Origin of the sequence: Chryseobacterium culicis (assembly GCF_900108365.1) — a bacterium.
In the GTDB taxonomy this organism is placed as follows: domain Bacteria; phylum Bacteroidota; class Bacteroidia; order Flavobacteriales; family Weeksellaceae; genus Chryseobacterium; species Chryseobacterium culicis.
Genome location: NZ_FNWQ01000001.1, coordinates 97524 through 112527, shown reverse-complemented (window position 1 = coordinate 112527; position 15004 = coordinate 97524). Strand labels below are relative to the sequence as shown.

The following is a 15004-nucleotide window of genomic DNA, read 5'->3' as shown; positions in this document are numbered from 1 at the left end:
ATTTGGTGGGGATTAAATTACGCTTTTCAGTACTCTCAGTTTATGAGTATGCTTATTCATTTCTTTATTGAAAATTCCAGTGGAATCCAGCGTATCTATTCTTACTTTTCCTGAAGCATGAATGATCTTTTGATTGTCCAGCATAATTCCTACGTGGATAATTTTTCCTTCGGCATTTTCAAAGAAAGCAAGATCTCCTGGCTGTGTTTCTTCTACAAAAGTGAGTGCCTCTCCTACCTCAGCCTGCTGTGATGCATCTCTCGGAATTTTAATATTGTGGATTTTATAAACCAATTGGGTAAAGCCTGAACAGTCTACTGCAAAAAAGCTTTTGCCGCCCCACAGATAAGGTACGTTAAGGAATTCTTTTGCCGTAAGCGCGATGCTTTCCCGCACATCATGGCTTCTTCTTGATGCTACCACCGGAAACTCCACTTCTGAACCCATGGAAAGTAAAGTTTTTCCGTCATTCATTAATACGGAAGAGAAATCTTCAGTAACAACAGTAACTTTCCTTTTGGCAAGTTCTTCTTCTGTTACCGGTTTCAGCTGTTTGGTATCCATCCATCCCTCATAGCCATCATAATGCATTTTTATTTTGGTCCAGTTTTTATCTACTTCCAAAATATCTGCACTTTCTCCAAACAATATTTCCGTAACAATTTCAGCTCTGTCAGAATTCTCTGCACGAACCGGCGCTACTGTAACAATACAAATTCCTTTATTCATTAACTCTCAATTTAAAGATTGAATAATTTAAAAAAACGTACGGTCTGTACCCTCTTTAAATGTTGTCATCTTTGGATATCGTAATTACTTTCTTCGAAGAAAGTTGACTCCGTCACGCAAAGGTAAAATAAGATTTTCAAAATCTTCATCTTTTGCTGCTAAATCATTTAGTTCCTGGATAGACTGGGTAGATTTCAGTTTGGGATTTTCTTCCAATACTTTTCCGTACCACAGCACATTATCAAACAGGATTACGGTTCCGGATTTTGTATGGGGCTTAATCAGTCTGAAATATTCTGCGTAATTTTCTTTATCTGCATCTACAAAGATCAGATCAAAAAATTCATCAGTTTCTTTTAAATATTCTTTAGCATCCTGAAGTTTAAAATCAATCTGGGAAGCGTATTCACTTGCTTCAAAATATTTTTTCGGCAGATAGGCAAGATCTTCATTTACATCGAGAGTGGTGATTTTTCCGTCTCTGGTCAATCCTGATGCAAGACATAATGTTGCATAACCGGTAAATGTTCCTATTTCAAGAATACTTTTGGGTTGCAGCATCTGGGAAATTATCGTTAACAGTCTTCCCTGCTGGTATCCGGAAATCATATGAGGCTGTGTGGTCTTCTGGTAGGTTTCTCTTCTCAGTTTTTTCAGAATTTCGGATTCCGAAGAAGCATGTGCTTCCAAATATCTGTCCATTTCAGGATTCTTTTCTTCAAAAAAACTCATATAATTTTAATTTAAACAAATTTAAGGATTTTACCGATAGCTTTTCAATACAGGAATAGGATAAAAAAAAGAGAGAAATTAATCTCTCTTCCATATGGTGTAATGGCTCTGAAAAAATTATTATACGGCTATACAATATTGTCTTATACCAGCACAAACCCATCCTGGGCAGCACTTTGTTTGCAGGCTCGTACAAAATATCTGTGGATTACACCCATTGATAGCACCTTGTACGGTTTTCATTGCTTCTCTTGAAAGTTTTTTTGAATTTTTCATAATAATTTTAATTTAGTATTCATTTCCTACTCTTTAGATTTTCGGACACCTCTTTTTTATTTCCTATAATGGAGATTTAAATATACGTATTCTTTTATTAATCAAATCATTATAATAACTTAATTTGTTTTAAAAATACAAAATCGTTTTTATTTCAGTGAAAACCCCATATAAAATACCGTGAAAATACGGGTGTTATTTTTGTGGTATTAGTTTTATGTTTGCAATAAGAATAAGGGGTAAAAACACTAATAGAAACAAGATGATTGCAGGAGAGACACAAACTAACCATGAGAATCGCAAAACAGTCATACCGGGAGGTAGAGCTGATGCTTCTGCAGCAAAAACTAAGAAAGAAATATCCACTTCATTTTTGCAACGAATTTTTTCGCGCCTGAAAAAGGAAGAATTAATTTGATTAAAAAAATAAATCCCGGCCACCTTCGGGATTTATTTTTGCTTTAAAACCTCATCCTTCAGTTCAGAAATCATCATTTTCACTATATCCACTCTACAGAATATTTCTGAATTTATTCTACAGCTTTTTTTATAAAATTCATGATCGCGGCAAGTTCAAACGCTTGAAATATTCATAAATACCTATTATTTCCCAAGAAATTTTCTCAAAGACTTTATTTTCAAAGTCAAAATCCTCAAAAAAAACAGGAAAAACACCTGCCTCCCACTGCCTGCCTGCTTCTACCTTTGATGTAAGTTTTTCAACCATGAAACATTCAAACAGGAGGAACCCGAAAATCCTAAAACAGAGTAGGGATATTTCAAAAACAAGCACATGAAAACACAGACTTTATTATTAATTGGAGCTATAGCGGGACTTGTTCTTATATTTTCCCAGCTCAAACCTCAGGAAATGTCTTTTTATAAAGAAAAAGGCAACTATATTGTAGATCATATTACATCCTGAAAGATGTGAAAAAAATTTCTGACGAAGACATGAAGCGTTTATTGAGCCTTCAGAAACTTCACCAGAGCAGTTTGGGAACGAATTTTATCCTCTATAAAATCAACAGACAATACGTAATCCGGGGATGTCTTATGAAAGCGAATATAGACTGGAAAAAATATGGTGATCTGAGATTAAAAGTTGATGAAATACTGAAAAAGTACGGAGCTAAAGAATTGGGAACAGATTATTACGCTATTCAAAACAATCAGGTTGCTACTAATGCCGCATTATTGAGCCAGAAGGACATTGCATCACTAAATAAACTAACGGTAAGAGGTGCTGAAGAATACACCATCTGCCCGCCAACAATGGGTAGAAAAAACCTTACCAATGTGATCATTAAATCGTACAAAGTCAATACAGCCATTGATCCCAGAATCAATGTAAAGCTGAACAGTGTATTGATGAATTACAAATAACCTCAAAAGGCTGTTTTTAGTCCAGAGACAGCCTTTTTTTACCTTTTTTGCCATGAAAAGAAAGCTTCAGTTATCCGGAATTTTTATGATCCTGCTGTTGGTATTCACCATCGGTCTGAAAGGAACATTTGATGGCTATTATGGTTTTTATTATGAAAACAAAGACTATAAAAAGCCACTGCTGTATACTATTTCAGAACATATTGCCCAGTCAAAACCCGTCAATATATTTACTTCATATACTGGTTTTGATACAGGATATGGCTTCTACGCACCCAATGTTGCCAGCGACTTCGTCATGAGCTTTGAATTAAAAGATAAAAATGGAAAGATTCTGGAACAGAAAAACCTGCCATACTTTATCAATAAAGAAAGCAGGGTTAGGTATACCACTGTCTTTAATATGTTTCTCGATAAAATTTCTGACAAAAATAACTACGATAAAAAATATTACCAGTATCTGGATATCATCATCAGACAGATTGCCGCCCATATTATGAAAGAAAATCCTAAAGCCTGCAGCGTTACCACAAAACTTTATCTGTACGATTTTCCTGCGATTGCCAATTTCAGACGGGGAAAAACGAATGAAAATCTTATACTTATTGATGAATTTAAATAACAAGGCGATGAAAAAACTGAATATACTCTACGGAACAATTGAAAAATTCTTTTTCAGGCAAGACGGTCAAACAGAATTTTTAAGCTTCTTCCGGGTTGCTATAGGAATTGTGATCTTTTTACAGTTTACGGCAGTGTTACCGGATTTTGACAAATTATTTTCCAGCAGCAGTATTATTCCACAGGATATTATGAGTGTTTTCACTCCTGACTGGCTGATAACCTTTTCAAAAATAGTCGGCTTTTTACAAAGCTTTGGTATGGAGGAAAGCACCACGATTATCATAACCAAAGTATCATTCATCACGTTGTGTATTGGTATCATCACGGGATTTTATTCCAGATTTGCCGCTGTTTTTCTGCTTATCCTGCAGATCTCACTGCTGAAGGGAAGTTCTTTCTTTGCTTACGGTGCAGATTTTTTCACAAGCATGTCTTTATTTTATCTTATACTTTTTCCTGCTGACCAGCATTTTTCACTGAGAAATCTTATTTTCCGCAGAAAACCCATCCAAAACAATATTACTCCTGTTAAACGATTATTTCAGATTCATATTTCCATGGCGTATTTCTTTTCGGGACTGGATAAAGCATTAGGCTTCAACTGGTGGAACGGGGAAGCTATCTGGAAAGCAATCCACCTTCCCTACTCCAACAGAGATCTGAATATTGATTTCAGCTGGCTGGCAGAGCATTCTTATCTGTTAAGTTTCATCGGGTGGAGTACTATTATTATTGAAATGTGCTATCCGTTTTTCATCTGGTATAAGCCCACACAAAAAACATGGCTTTTCCTAACCGTTTCCATGCATATAGGAATTGCACTGGTACTTAATCTCTACTATTTCTCGGCCATTATGATTGTATGGAATATCACCAATTTCTATTTTGAACAGCCTGCTAAAAAAACAGAAGTCAGTTCAAAGAAAAAACAGGGCGTCTATATTCCAGATCAGATGGGTGTATAAAAAAAATCCCGAATGGCTTCGGGATTTTTTTGAATATGTTTTCAGAGATTATTTCTTAGGGGCAATATCCATAAGTTTCATAAACTCATCCAGTTTAGGCATAATGATGATTTCCGTTCTTCTGTTTTCAGCTCTTCCAGAAACGCTCATGTTGGTCGCTTTAGGGTTGTATTCAGAACGTCCTCCAGCTGTAATTCTTGCCGGATCCACTCCAAACTGCGTCTGAAGAACCTTAGCTACAGAAGTACCTCTTAATGCAGAAAGATCCCAGTTATCTCTCGGCAGATTTGGAGAATTCAACGGAGCATTATCTGTATTCCCTTCAATCAGTACAGAATATTTATCGTAATCGTTGATTACTTTCGCTACTTTGCCTAACACTTCCTGAGCAGCAGGCAGAATGTTGTAATCTCCTGTTTTATAAAGCATTTTATCTGAAAGAGAGATCATTACCACTCCTTTCAATACTTTCACCTGTACATCTTCATCCGATACATTATCCAGAGATCTCTTCAGTTTATTAGATAATGCAAGGTTCAAGCTGTCATTCTTAGCATTGCTGGAGATCAGCTGTTTGATATAAGAATTGGAAGCATTGATTTCACCTACCAGTTTATCAATGTTAGCAGAACTTTTTCCTGTGTTGGAAAGACATGCATCAAGGGATGATTTCAAAGCATCATGCTGGCTCTTCAACAAGTTGTTTTCCCCTGTTAATGCAGAGTTCTGAGATTTCAAATCCTGAATTTCTCTTTGTCTTTCTCCAATATTTTCAATACACTGCTTATAGTTTGTGCTCAAAGCATCATACTGCTTTTTGCTGACACAAGATGTCATTCCCAGCGCCATTGCAGAAACTGCTAAAATTTTTAAAATCTTCATAAATAATCATTTTTAGACTACTCAAAGTTAGGGAAATTCAATTGAATTATATCGGTTATCTTTGCATAAAAGAAATTCTCAACATATATGTTGAAAAAATTAACCTTTACCCATCAACTGAAAAATCTCGTAAACGAGCCGGAAAACCGCACCTATCTTCTGGCAGTAAGCGGAGGGGCAGATTCTATGGTCTTAGCCTCTTTGTTCAGGGATTTTATGCATGAAATTCAGCATTCTAAATTCCGGTTTCAGATTGCCCATATCAATTATAAACTCCGGGGAAATGATTCGGATCTGGATCAGAAAACCGTGCAGGACTTTTGTGAGAAAAATCATATAAAATTTCATTTGTATACAGTTTCTGAAAAAGACCGTAAACCCGAAAATTCTATCCAGCTATGGGCGAGGGAGCTCCGTTATGCTTTTTTTAAAGAAATTCAGGAAAAAGAAAATCTCGAATTTCTGGTTACAGCCCATCACCTGAATGATCAGCTGGAAACTTTTATCATTAATCTTTCCAAGGCAGCAGGTATCAACGGACTCAGCGGAATTCCGGCGAATAATCATCAGATTCTCCGTCCCCTTTTGCATTTTTCAAAAAAAGAAATTTACGCATTTGCAGAGCAGAATAATATTGAATTCCGGGAAGACCTTTCTAACCAAAAGAATGACTATCTGAGGAATAAGATCAGAAATGAGGTAGTTCCGATCTTAATGGAAACCAATGATCATTTTCTGGAAAACTTCAGAAAAAGTTCTTTACTGCTGAATCAAACTAAGGATTTTGTTCAGAAACAGATTCAAGAAATAGAAAATTATCTTACAGTATTTAACAAAGACCATAAAATTTTATCAAAGAAAAAGCTTGATCAGGAAAGCGATTTTGTAAAATTTGAAATTTTAAAAAAATACGGATTCAATCAGGAAGAAGAAATTCCCAAAATTTTCAGGGCTGAAAACAACAGTTCATTTTTCTCAAAAGAATATCAGTTGATTGTTCATCGTGATGAACTGATTTTCATTGATAAAAAAGAGGTAGAGGAAACCAGAGATGAAATAGTGCTAACAGGTAATTTTGATCTTTCAGAAAACCAAAGCACCATCAACCTCGTAGATCATCTACAGGATATTGGCGGAATCAATAAAGAATTTGAATGGGATTTCGACGCGGAGAAACTTCAGTTCCCCTTACGGTTAAGAAAGCTGAATCAGGGAGACGAATTTTATCCAGCGGGTTTTTCGGGAAAGAAAAAGGTTTCAAAATTTTTCAGAGATGAAAAATTACCTGCTCTGATCAGGGAAAAGACCTGGTTACTCTGTGATTCCGAAAACCATGTTCTGGGAGTTATTCCTCTTAGACAGGACCGCAGATATCAGGCAGACAATACGACTCAAAAAAAGATAACTGTAAAGTGGACAGAAAAACAACTAACTCGTTAGCTGTTGATGATTTTAAGAAAGACAGCAATATAGCTTTTGGGATTTTATACCAACAGTATTTCGGTTATACTCAAAAATTTATTCTCAAGAATAAAGGCAATCTGGAAGATGCAGAAGATGTTTTTCAGGATGCGCTGCTCATTCTTTATCAAAAGCTGAATGCTGATGAATTTAAAGTTCAGACCTGTCTCGGAAATTATATTATTGGAATTGTTAAAAACCTGTGGTTTAAAAAATTAAAGCATAAGCATTTTTATATAGAATCTCCTGAGGACTATTTTATAGAACATCAGCAGGAAATAAGTGCTGCTATTGAGAACGAAAGATATTACTGGGAAAAGCTGCTGGGTTATATTAAATCTATTTCTTCACATTGCCAGAATCTGATCCATGATATTTTCATTGAAAATAAAAGTATAGAAGAAATTCAGGACAAATATCAGTATTCCAGCAGGCATAATGCGCAGAATCAAAAGTATAAATGTGTTGAACAAATCAAAAAAATTAAAAACAACAGTATTTTTTCTACTTGATAATCAATTACATACATAAAACAGTCAGCTTTACGGGTGATTTTTTTCTTAATCAGGGAACATTATAAGAAAAGAAATATATGTTCAAAAAAATGATATTGAGTTTTCTTATAGGAATAGGAATTTCAATGAATGCGCAAAGCAAGGGGATCAATTTTCAAAAAATTGATCTGGAAGCCGCGAAAAAAATCGCAGCAAAAGAAAACAAACTGATCTTCATTGATCTGTACACCACCTGGTGCGGGCCTTGTAAGCTCATGGCAAAAAACACGTTTACCGATCCTGGGATTGGAGAAATGTTCAACAAAAATTTTGTAAATCTTGCCATAGATGCAGAAAAAGAAGGACTTAGCCTGGCCAAAGAATTTAAAGTGGTCAACTACCCTTCTTTCCTTTTTCTGGATCCAAAAGGGAAACTTGTTCAGTATGATTTCGGATATTATAATCCTGAACAGTTTTTAGGAGTAGGAGCATCTGTACTGAAGAAAAAAACGTCTCAATCCGGTAAAACCTTAGATCAGGTAAAAGGAAGAATGATAGGTGATAAAATTGATAATTTCACAGCGAAAAATCACTTGGGCAACACATTTTCTTCATCAAAGGAAAACAAAAAACTTGTTATAGTTTTTATTCGTGGTCAATGGTGCCCATATTGTAACAAATACATTCAAACCTTACAGGATCTGTCACCGGAACTGCAATCTAAAAATGCACGGCTCGTTATTATTTCTCCAGAAAAACCGGAATTTATAGAAAAGACGATTAGCAAAACAAAGACAGCTTATACCGTTTTGTACGATGAGGGATATAAAATTGCCGAGGCATTCGATGTCCTGTATACGCCTGACAGTGAAACTCTTAATTTTTATAACTCAAAATTAAAAGACGATTTTGCTGACAGCAGATCAGACCATTCGGGAAGACTGCCGGTATCTGCCACTTTCATCCTTAATGAGAATAAAGAGATTACATGGAGACATTTTGATACCGATTATAAAAATAGAGCTTCTGTAGAAGATATTATAAAAAATCTGAATTGATTTGGATGCAGACATCCGTACCGTTAAGAATGTAAGTCAACAAAATTGACAAAATCAATAATCATTTTTAAAGACGGAATAGGTTACGCTTCTCCTGCTGCTAAGGCAAAAGACGGAATATTTTAAACATAAGGCTTAAAAAAAGAAAGTTTCTAAGTTTTTTAGGGACGAAAAATTATCTATTTTAGCGAGGCAAAAATCCGGATACTGTCTGACAGCAATGATTCCTCGGGCAGGATAGAAGATACACAAAGAAGAGAAGACAAAATGGAGTCTCAAAATTTAATGAAAGGAACAATGAAATTTAGAAATTGGTTTGTATTAATTCTGCTATTGTTAGCAACAGGAATTAATGCGCAGATAAAAAATCCTGTAAAGTTTAAATTTACCATCAATGATCTTGGAAACAATCAATACGAAGCGGTATTGAATGCCACCATGGAGAGCGGATGGCACATTTACTCAAAAGATTTACCGGAAGACACCGGAATTCCGACGGAGTATAAAGTGACAGGAAAGAATATTGAGCTGGTAGGGAAATTTACCGAAGTGGGTAAAAAGCATGAAGAATTTTCTGAAGCATTTGGAGGAACCATTGTATTCTACTCCAATTCTGCTGGATTTAAGCAAAAATTTAAATTAAAAGATCCGGCAAAACCTGCGGATGTTACTTCTGAGATTACGTATCAGACGTGTGATGACAGAGTTTGTCTGGCTCCCAATACATTAGAATTCAACCAGAAAGTGACTCCGAAAGGGGCAACGGAAGAGACGGCTTCTGAGGAAACAGCTGCTCCTGTAAAAGACTCTGTAAAAATTACTGAAACAGTTACCGAAAATCCGGAGAAAACAGAAGCTAAAGTTACGGAAACTTCAAAATTGGATCCCAAGCAGCTTAAAATTGAAACAATTGATTTCAAAAAGCCGCTGACAGATTGCGGTACAGCATCTGCTAAAGTGGATGAAAACTACTGGACCTATCTGTTCTTAGGGTTTATCGGAGGATTAATTGCATTGCTTACCCCTTGCGTTTTCCCAATGATTCCACTAACGGTTTCTTTCTTCACCAAAGGAAGCAAAAACAAAGCAAAAGGAAAAAGAGACGCTTTGATCTATGGTTTTTTCATCCTTCTTATTTTCGTTTTACTAAGTATTCCTTTCCATATTATTGACGGAATTGCAGGGAATATATTCAACGAAATTTCCACCAGTGTATGGCTTAATATTGCCTTCTTTATTATATTTATCTTCTTTGCCGGAAGTTTCTTCGGATATTATGATATTACGCTGCCAAGCTCTATCGCCAACAAATCTTCCAAAGCTGAAGAAGCGGGAGGAATTATCGGAATTTTCTTCATGGCATTGACATTGGTGATTGTTTCTTTCTCCTGTACAGGACCTATTTTGGGAAGTTTACTGGGAAGTGCCGTAACAGGTTCATCTAATGTTCCTATGCTGCTGACATTTGCCTTGGCAGGATTCGGGCTGGCATGGGCTATTATTTTCGGATTGCTGGCATTATTCCCGCAGGCATTACAAAGCCTTCCAAAATCCGGAGGATGGATGAATACGGTAAAGGTGGTTTTAGGTTTCGTGGAACTGGCATTGGCATTAAAATTCTTATCCAAAGCAGATCTGGTATCCAAGACATTCTTCCTGAAAAGAGAACTTTTCATCGCCATCTGGATCATTATTGCTTTAGGATTAGCATTATACTTACTAGGATTCATCAGATTCCCGCACGATGATAAAAAACCTAAAATCTCTATCACAAGAAAAATATTGGGTGCATTGGGAATCGGTTTTGTGATTTACCTGGTTCAGGGTCTGATCCCGTCCGATCGTCCGAAACTTCAGTTATTAAGCGGTATCTTACCTCCATTGAATGTAAGTTATTTCCATGATGAGAATGATGGAATTTTAGGAATGCATCCTGAACACGACTTCTTCAAAGCAATAGAACTGGCTAAAAAAGAAGACAAGCCAATCCTTATCGACTTTACAGGATATGGTTGTGAAAACTGTAGAAAAATGGAAGAGTTTGTGTGGAGCGAACCGGACATCTTGCCAATACTTCAGAATGATGTTGTATTAGCATCTTTGTATGTAGATGACAAAGAAGAGCTTCCTGAAGATCAAAAAACAAAAATCGACCTTGGTGACGGACAGATCAAAAAGGTAAAAACAATTGGCGACAGATGGAGTTTATTCCAACAGGTTAACTTTAACAATAACTCTCAACCGCATTATGTTTTAATTACTCCGGATGGAAAAGTAATCAATACTCCGGTTTCAGGATATATGCCAAAAGAGGATTTCAAGAAATTCCTGGAATGTGGCGTCAACTTCTACAAGAAGAATAAATAATTTATTTACATATCATTTAAAAACTCACACGGTACCGTGTGAGTTTTTTTGTTAATAGTGAAAGAAAAATATTACTAAAAATGTAGGCCTTGATTTAATAATGATCAATTTTCAAAAAGAAAGTGGGAAAAGAGCGGAATATTTAAAATTCATTACAAAAACCATCAATAGATTCATGAATCTATTGATTATACCACAAACAAGGCATGTGTTTTGTAAGAATTTTTCAACAAATACCGTTTAACATTTAAAAATTTTTAATCATGGCAGAAGTAATTGCACAAGAGAAACAGGGCAGCAAACAAAAGAAAAAAATGATCCGGGTAGATATGACTCCTATGGTGGATCTGGGTTTCTTACTCATTACATTCTTTATGTTTACCACTAATTTCACAAAGCCTAATGTAATGGATCTTGGACTACCGGCAAAAGATCCCAATCCTCATCCGATAGATAATCCTGTAATCGGAGAGCAAAACCAGATTACATTTATTTTAGGAAAAGCCAACCGTGTATTCTATCATCAGAGCAATGCAAAAGATTTAAATACCACGAATCTTAAAGAAACGGATTTTAGTGGGATAAAAATTTCAAAGATCATTGCTGAGGCTTATCAAAAAGCTCCGGATCGGGAAAAATTCACCGTTATTGTAAAACCAACGGATGATGCCAATTACAAAAATTTTGTAGATATGCTTGATAACCTTGCCATCTCTAAAAAGGAAAGATATGGCGTAACTGATATCAAGCCCTGGGAAACAAAGGTTTACAAGGAATTAACGCAATAAAAGTCAAAGAGCATTTAAACAATGCTCTTTTTTGTTTACATTTGAAAGGAGAAACGGATTTGCAGGATGTAAGTGCCTGCATTATTTTTAACCCCCTATAATTTTGGAATCATGCTGAACTTTGAAAGAAAAGGAAACGGAAAAGAAACTTTGGTACTCCTTCACGGGTTTATGGAAAATCTATCCATCTGGAGCGATATGGAATCTCATCTTTCCAAAGATTTTTCACTGCTCAAAATTGATCTTCCGGGGCACGGACAATCTGAAATTCTCGCAGAAGTTCACACCATGGAAATGATAGCAGAAGAGGTAAAGAAAGTCTTAGATCATGAGAATGTAGAAAAAGTACATCTTCTGGGACATTCGATGGGAGGATATACTTCACTTGCTTTTGCTGAACAATATCCCGACTCTTTAAAAAGCCTTACTCTATTTTTCTCTACGTACTTTCCGGATGACGAAGAAAAAAAACAGCAGCGAATCAAAAGCTACAGGATTATAAAAGATTCTTTCTCCCATTATGCCAGAGTAGGAATCCCCAATTTATTCAATCCAAATGAAAGAGATATCTTAGAAGGCAAAATAGAAACCGCTCTTGAAACCGCACTTTCCACCAATAACCTTGGTGCATTGGCCTGTGTAAAAGGAATGGTAGAGAGAACCGACAAAAAGCATATCCTGAACAATCTGGAAGCTAAAATCTTAGTATTGGCCGGAAAACATGATAATGCCGTAAAAACGGATTTGATGATCAGACATCTTCCTGAAAGGACCAATATCAAATCTTATATTCTGGACTGCGGACACAACGGCCACTGGGAAAAACCCGCTATTTGCGCTGAAATCATCAATACGGAACTTCTTCACAATCTTCCTAAAAAACTGGTTTTGTAAAGTCTTACTCTATTAGATTAAAGCTTTTTTAATAAAAATTCCTGTATATTAGTAGAGGATAATTTTTGCAATGGCTTTATTCTCATTCAAAAAAAAGAAATCACCGGCATCACCGGTTATCGGACTTACACTTTCAGGCGGAGGAATGCGTGGGATTGCCCATATTGCTGTACTGAAAGCTCTGGAAGAATATCACCTGAAACCGCATATTATCTCAGGAACCAGCGCTGGTTCTATTATTGGTGCGTTTTATTCTTTTGGTAAAACCCCGGATGAGATGATGGAAATTGTAAGACATACGTCCTTTTTCTCCCGGTCATCTTTAAAATTATCAAAAAACGGAATTTTCAGCTCTAATTTTATTTTAAAACTGTTCAAGGATTATTTTCCGGAAGATAATTTCAGTATTCTAGAAATTCCGGTTTATGTTGCCGCTACAGAAATGACTCATGGTATTGTAGATTTTTTCTCTGAGGGAGAACTTTTCGGACCGCTACTGGCTTCTTCCAGTGTTCCTTTTATTCTTCCCCCGGTGAGGATGGGCGAGAAAATCTATGTAGATGGCGGTGTTCTGGACAATCTTCCTATTGAACCTATTATGGACAAGTGCAATTTCCTTATTGCCTCCCATGTCAATTCAATCAGTTATGATGAACTGAAGAAAATGAGTCTGATGAAAGAATTTGACAGGATTCTTCACTTAGCCATCGCAAAATCGGTGTATTCTAAAGCAAAATACTGCAATATATTTTTAGATCCGCCCAAAATGACGAAATACAGTCTTTTCAACAAAAGATACATAGACGAAATGTTTCAGCAGGTCTATGAGTACACCTGTCAGGAACTTGAAGAAAAAGGGTTTCGTAAAAGTATAACGTAAAAGCTATTTTCGCTCTTAAAAACCTTCTTCTTTTACTTTCTCCTTAAAGTTGGCAATTGTTCCGGCTAAAGAGTCTAGAGATTTTCCTCCGGCCGCATTAATATGCCCGCCACCGTTGAAGTATTTTCTTGAGAATTGGTTCACATCCACATCATCTTTGCTTCTGAAGGAAATTTTAACGAAGTCTTCATACAGATCTTCCATGAAAAATGCAGACATTGTCACTCCGGCAATGCTCAGACCATAATTCACAAAACCTTCCGTATCTCCTTTCTGGAAGCCAAATTCTTTGAGTTCGTTTCTGGTAAGGCTCAAAATAGCTACCGTTCCGTCATTCACTACTTCTATTCTTCCCAGGACAAGAGCAAGCAGATGCAGTCGGGAAACCGTATTAGTATCCCATGTATTGGAGGTGATCATTGCAGGATCTGCCCCATGTTCGATAAGATTTGCAATAATTCTGTGCGTAGTGGCACTGGTAGAACGAAAACGGAAACCACCTGTATCTGTCATAATTCCGGTATAAAGACATTCTGCCATATCCTGATTAACCAGTTTTTCATCATTCATGGCTTCAATAAAATGATAGACCATTTGTGAAGTTGCAGGGATCACCGTATCTGAATACACGAAATCAAATTGTTCCGGCTGCTGGTGGTGGTCAATAAGAATTTTCTTTCCAGGAGCCTTTACCAGCCAGTCTCCTAATAAACCGATTCTTGACGGAGAATTAAAATCCAGACAGAAAATAACATCTGCGCCTGCAATCATATCAGAAGCCAGCTTTCTTTTATATTCAGCAATAATAACTTTTTTTGCCTCCGGCATCCATTTCAGAAATTTCGGAAAATCATTAGGTACTATAACCTCGGCTAAAATTCCTTTTGCTTTCAGATAATGCTTCAATCCCAGACTTGATCCGATAGCATCTCCATCCGGATTATAATGCGTAAGGATCACTATTTTGCTGTCCTGGGTTAGTAATGTATTAATATCTAAAAGTTCTGCTGGTGTAAACATCCGGTGTTTATTTTTCGTTAAAATTAAAGTTTTCAAAGATAGAGCTTTTATATAAATCATTTAAATATTATTTTTGCACCGGAAAAAACAGTTTTTCCATCAGGGTTTACCAATACCTGCCCAAAAAACATTGCATTTAATTTTAAAAAAAGATAATTAAAGTTTGCAACTTATAAAATTTTATATATCTTTGCAACCTGAAAATTAATAGATTAATTACGATTTAAACATATAGTAATGAGTAAAAGAACATTCCAGCCATCAGAAAGAAAAAGAAGAAACAAACACGGTTTCAGAGAAAGAATGTCTACGCCAAATGGAAGAAGAGTTTTGGCTGCGAGAAGAGCTAAAGGCAGAAAGAGTTTAACTGTAAGTGCTGCACGCGCTAAGAGATAATCTTTTTATTATCATATACAAATCATGCTTGAGAAGTCCCTTTTCAGGCATT

17 protein-coding genes are annotated in these 15004 nt (G+C 36.1%); 12 read left to right on the top strand and 5 right to left on the bottom strand.

All coding sequences use genetic code 11. From position 1 onward, the window contains the following. Nucleotides 1–12 precede the first annotated feature (12 nt). The 3 genes from BLW74_RS00505 to BLW74_RS22890 form a co-directional block, all read right to left on the bottom strand. Complete coding sequence (locus BLW74_RS00505) at nt 13–729, bottom strand: C40 family peptidase (RefSeq protein WP_089689534.1); 717 nt, start codon at nt 727–729, stop codon at nt 13–15. 84 nt (nt 730–813) lie between these two features. Next, entirely contained in the window at nt 814–1461 is a 648-nt protein-coding gene (locus BLW74_RS00500) for an O-methyltransferase (protein ID WP_089689533.1), read from the bottom strand. Nucleotides 1462–1581: 120 nt separating this feature from the next. Next, complete coding sequence (locus tag BLW74_RS22890) at nt 1582–1737, bottom strand: CCPGW family putative bacteriocin (protein WP_446661302.1); 156 nt, start codon at nt 1735–1737, stop codon at nt 1582–1584. Nucleotides 1738–2530: 793 nt separating this feature from the next. On the opposite strand from BLW74_RS22890, the gene BLW74_RS22760 reads away from it, so the two are divergent. From BLW74_RS22760 to BLW74_RS00480, 4 genes are read left to right on the top strand one after another with little or no spacing between them, the layout of a single operon-like run. After that, entirely contained in the window at nt 2531–2662 is a 132-nt protein-coding gene (locus tag BLW74_RS22760; protein ID WP_262487308.1) for a hypothetical protein, read from the top strand. A gap of 5 nt (nt 2663–2667) precedes the next feature. Further along, entirely contained in the window at nt 2668–3123 is a 456-nt protein-coding gene (locus BLW74_RS00490; RefSeq protein WP_089689531.1) for a hypothetical protein, read from the top strand. A 52-nt stretch (nt 3124–3175) separates the two neighbouring features. Next, nucleotides 3176–3745, top strand: a complete 570-nt coding sequence (locus BLW74_RS00485; RefSeq protein WP_089689530.1) for a hypothetical protein — start codon at nt 3176–3178, stop codon at nt 3743–3745. Between the two features lie 7 nt (nt 3746–3752). Continuing rightward, nucleotides 3753–4712, top strand: coding sequence for an HTTM domain-containing protein (locus tag BLW74_RS00480; RefSeq protein ID WP_139265671.1), 960 nt, complete (start codon nt 3753–3755; stop codon nt 4710–4712). A 48-nt stretch (nt 4713–4760) separates the two neighbouring features. Here the strand turns inward: BLW74_RS00480 and BLW74_RS00475 are convergent, their stop codons facing one another. After that, on the bottom strand, nt 4761–5594 hold the full coding sequence (locus tag BLW74_RS00475) for an OmpA family protein (RefSeq protein ID WP_002976267.1): 834 nt from the start codon (nt 5592–5594) through the stop codon (nt 4761–4763). An 87-nt stretch (nt 5595–5681) separates the two neighbouring features. Between BLW74_RS00475 and tilS the strand changes: the two genes are divergently transcribed. From tilS to BLW74_RS00440, 7 genes are all read left to right on the top strand, one after another. Then, nucleotides 5682–7034: a tRNA lysidine(34) synthetase TilS gene (tilS, locus tag BLW74_RS00470; RefSeq protein WP_089689529.1), complete on the top strand. Its 1353-nt coding sequence runs from the start codon at nt 5682–5684 to the stop codon at nt 7032–7034. Further along, the gene (locus BLW74_RS00465) at nt 7007–7567 is read left to right on the top strand and encodes an RNA polymerase sigma factor (RefSeq protein WP_089689528.1); all 561 of its coding nucleotides are present in this window, start codon (nt 7007–7009) and stop codon (nt 7565–7567) included. The genes tilS and BLW74_RS00465 overlap by 28 nt, the downstream gene beginning before the upstream one ends. Before the next feature lie 98 nt (nt 7568–7665). Beyond that, nucleotides 7666–8607, top strand: coding sequence for a redoxin domain-containing protein (locus tag BLW74_RS00460; RefSeq protein WP_167358355.1), 942 nt, complete (start codon nt 7666–7668; stop codon nt 8605–8607). A gap of 297 nt (nt 8608–8904) precedes the next feature. Continuing rightward, on the top strand, nt 8905–10974 hold the full coding sequence (locus BLW74_RS00455; protein ID WP_089689526.1) for a protein-disulfide reductase DsbD family protein: 2070 nt from the start codon (nt 8905–8907) through the stop codon (nt 10972–10974). A gap of 263 nt (nt 10975–11237) precedes the next feature. Continuing rightward, nucleotides 11238–11762, top strand: coding sequence for a biopolymer transporter ExbD (locus BLW74_RS00450; RefSeq protein ID WP_089689525.1), 525 nt, complete (start codon nt 11238–11240; stop codon nt 11760–11762). Between the two features lie 111 nt (nt 11763–11873). Continuing rightward, on the top strand, nt 11874–12656 hold the full coding sequence (locus tag BLW74_RS00445; RefSeq protein ID WP_089689524.1) for an alpha/beta fold hydrolase: 783 nt from the start codon (nt 11874–11876) through the stop codon (nt 12654–12656). Nucleotides 12657–12726: 70 nt separating this feature from the next. After that, nucleotides 12727–13536, top strand: a complete 810-nt coding sequence (locus tag BLW74_RS00440; protein ID WP_089689523.1) for a patatin-like phospholipase family protein — start codon at nt 12727–12729, stop codon at nt 13534–13536. Between the two features lie 15 nt (nt 13537–13551). Here the strand turns inward: BLW74_RS00440 and BLW74_RS00435 are convergent, their stop codons facing one another. Beyond that, nucleotides 13552–14556 carry a DHH family phosphoesterase gene (locus BLW74_RS00435; protein WP_089689522.1) on the bottom strand — a complete coding sequence of 335 codons (1005 nt, stop codon included), beginning with the start codon at nt 14554–14556 and terminating at the stop codon, nt 13552–13554. Nucleotides 14557–14793: 237 nt separating this feature from the next. Here BLW74_RS00435 and rpmH point away from each other — a divergent pair, with 237 nt between their 5' ends. Continuing rightward, nucleotides 14794–14952: a 50S ribosomal protein L34 gene (gene rpmH, locus BLW74_RS00430; RefSeq protein WP_039365072.1), complete on the top strand. Its 159-nt coding sequence runs from the start codon at nt 14794–14796 to the stop codon at nt 14950–14952. The last annotated feature ends 52 nt before the right edge of the window (nt 14953–15004 follow it).

Coding starts and splice junctions, on each gene's coding strand:
- BLW74_RS00505 (WP_089689534.1), bottom strand. CDS start 729: ATGAATAAAGGAATTTGTATTGTTACAGTAGCGCCGGTTCGTGCAGAG.
- BLW74_RS00500 (WP_089689533.1), bottom strand. CDS start 1,461: ATGAGTTTTTTTGAAGAAAAGAATCCTGAAATGGACAGATATTTGGAA.
- BLW74_RS22890 (WP_446661302.1), bottom strand. CDS start 1,737: ATGAAAAATTCAAAAAAACTTTCAAGAGAAGCAATGAAAACCGTACAA.
- BLW74_RS22760 (WP_262487308.1), top strand. CDS start 2,531: ATGAAAACACAGACTTTATTATTAATTGGAGCTATAGCGGGACTTGTT.
- BLW74_RS00485 (WP_089689530.1), top strand. CDS start 3,176: ATGAAAAGAAAGCTTCAGTTATCCGGAATTTTTATGATCCTGCTGTTG.
- BLW74_RS00480 (WP_139265671.1), top strand. CDS start 3,753: ATGAAAAAACTGAATATACTCTACGGAACAATTGAAAAATTCTTTTTC.
- BLW74_RS00475 (WP_002976267.1), bottom strand. CDS start 5,594: ATGAAGATTTTAAAAATTTTAGCAGTTTCTGCAATGGCGCTGGGAATG.
- tilS (WP_089689529.1), top strand. CDS start 5,682: ATGTTGAAAAAATTAACCTTTACCCATCAACTGAAAAATCTCGTAAAC.
- BLW74_RS00455 (WP_089689526.1), top strand. CDS start 8,905: ATGAAATTTAGAAATTGGTTTGTATTAATTCTGCTATTGTTAGCAACA.
- BLW74_RS00450 (WP_089689525.1), top strand. CDS start 11,238: ATGGCAGAAGTAATTGCACAAGAGAAACAGGGCAGCAAACAAAAGAAA.
- BLW74_RS00445 (WP_089689524.1), top strand. CDS start 11,874: ATGCTGAACTTTGAAAGAAAAGGAAACGGAAAAGAAACTTTGGTACTC.
- BLW74_RS00440 (WP_089689523.1), top strand. CDS start 12,727: ATGGCTTTATTCTCATTCAAAAAAAAGAAATCACCGGCATCACCGGTT.
- BLW74_RS00435 (WP_089689522.1), bottom strand. CDS start 14,556: ATGTTTACACCAGCAGAACTTTTAGATATTAATACATTACTAACCCAG.
- rpmH (WP_039365072.1), top strand. CDS start 14,794: ATGAGTAAAAGAACATTCCAGCCATCAGAAAGAAAAAGAAGAAACAAA.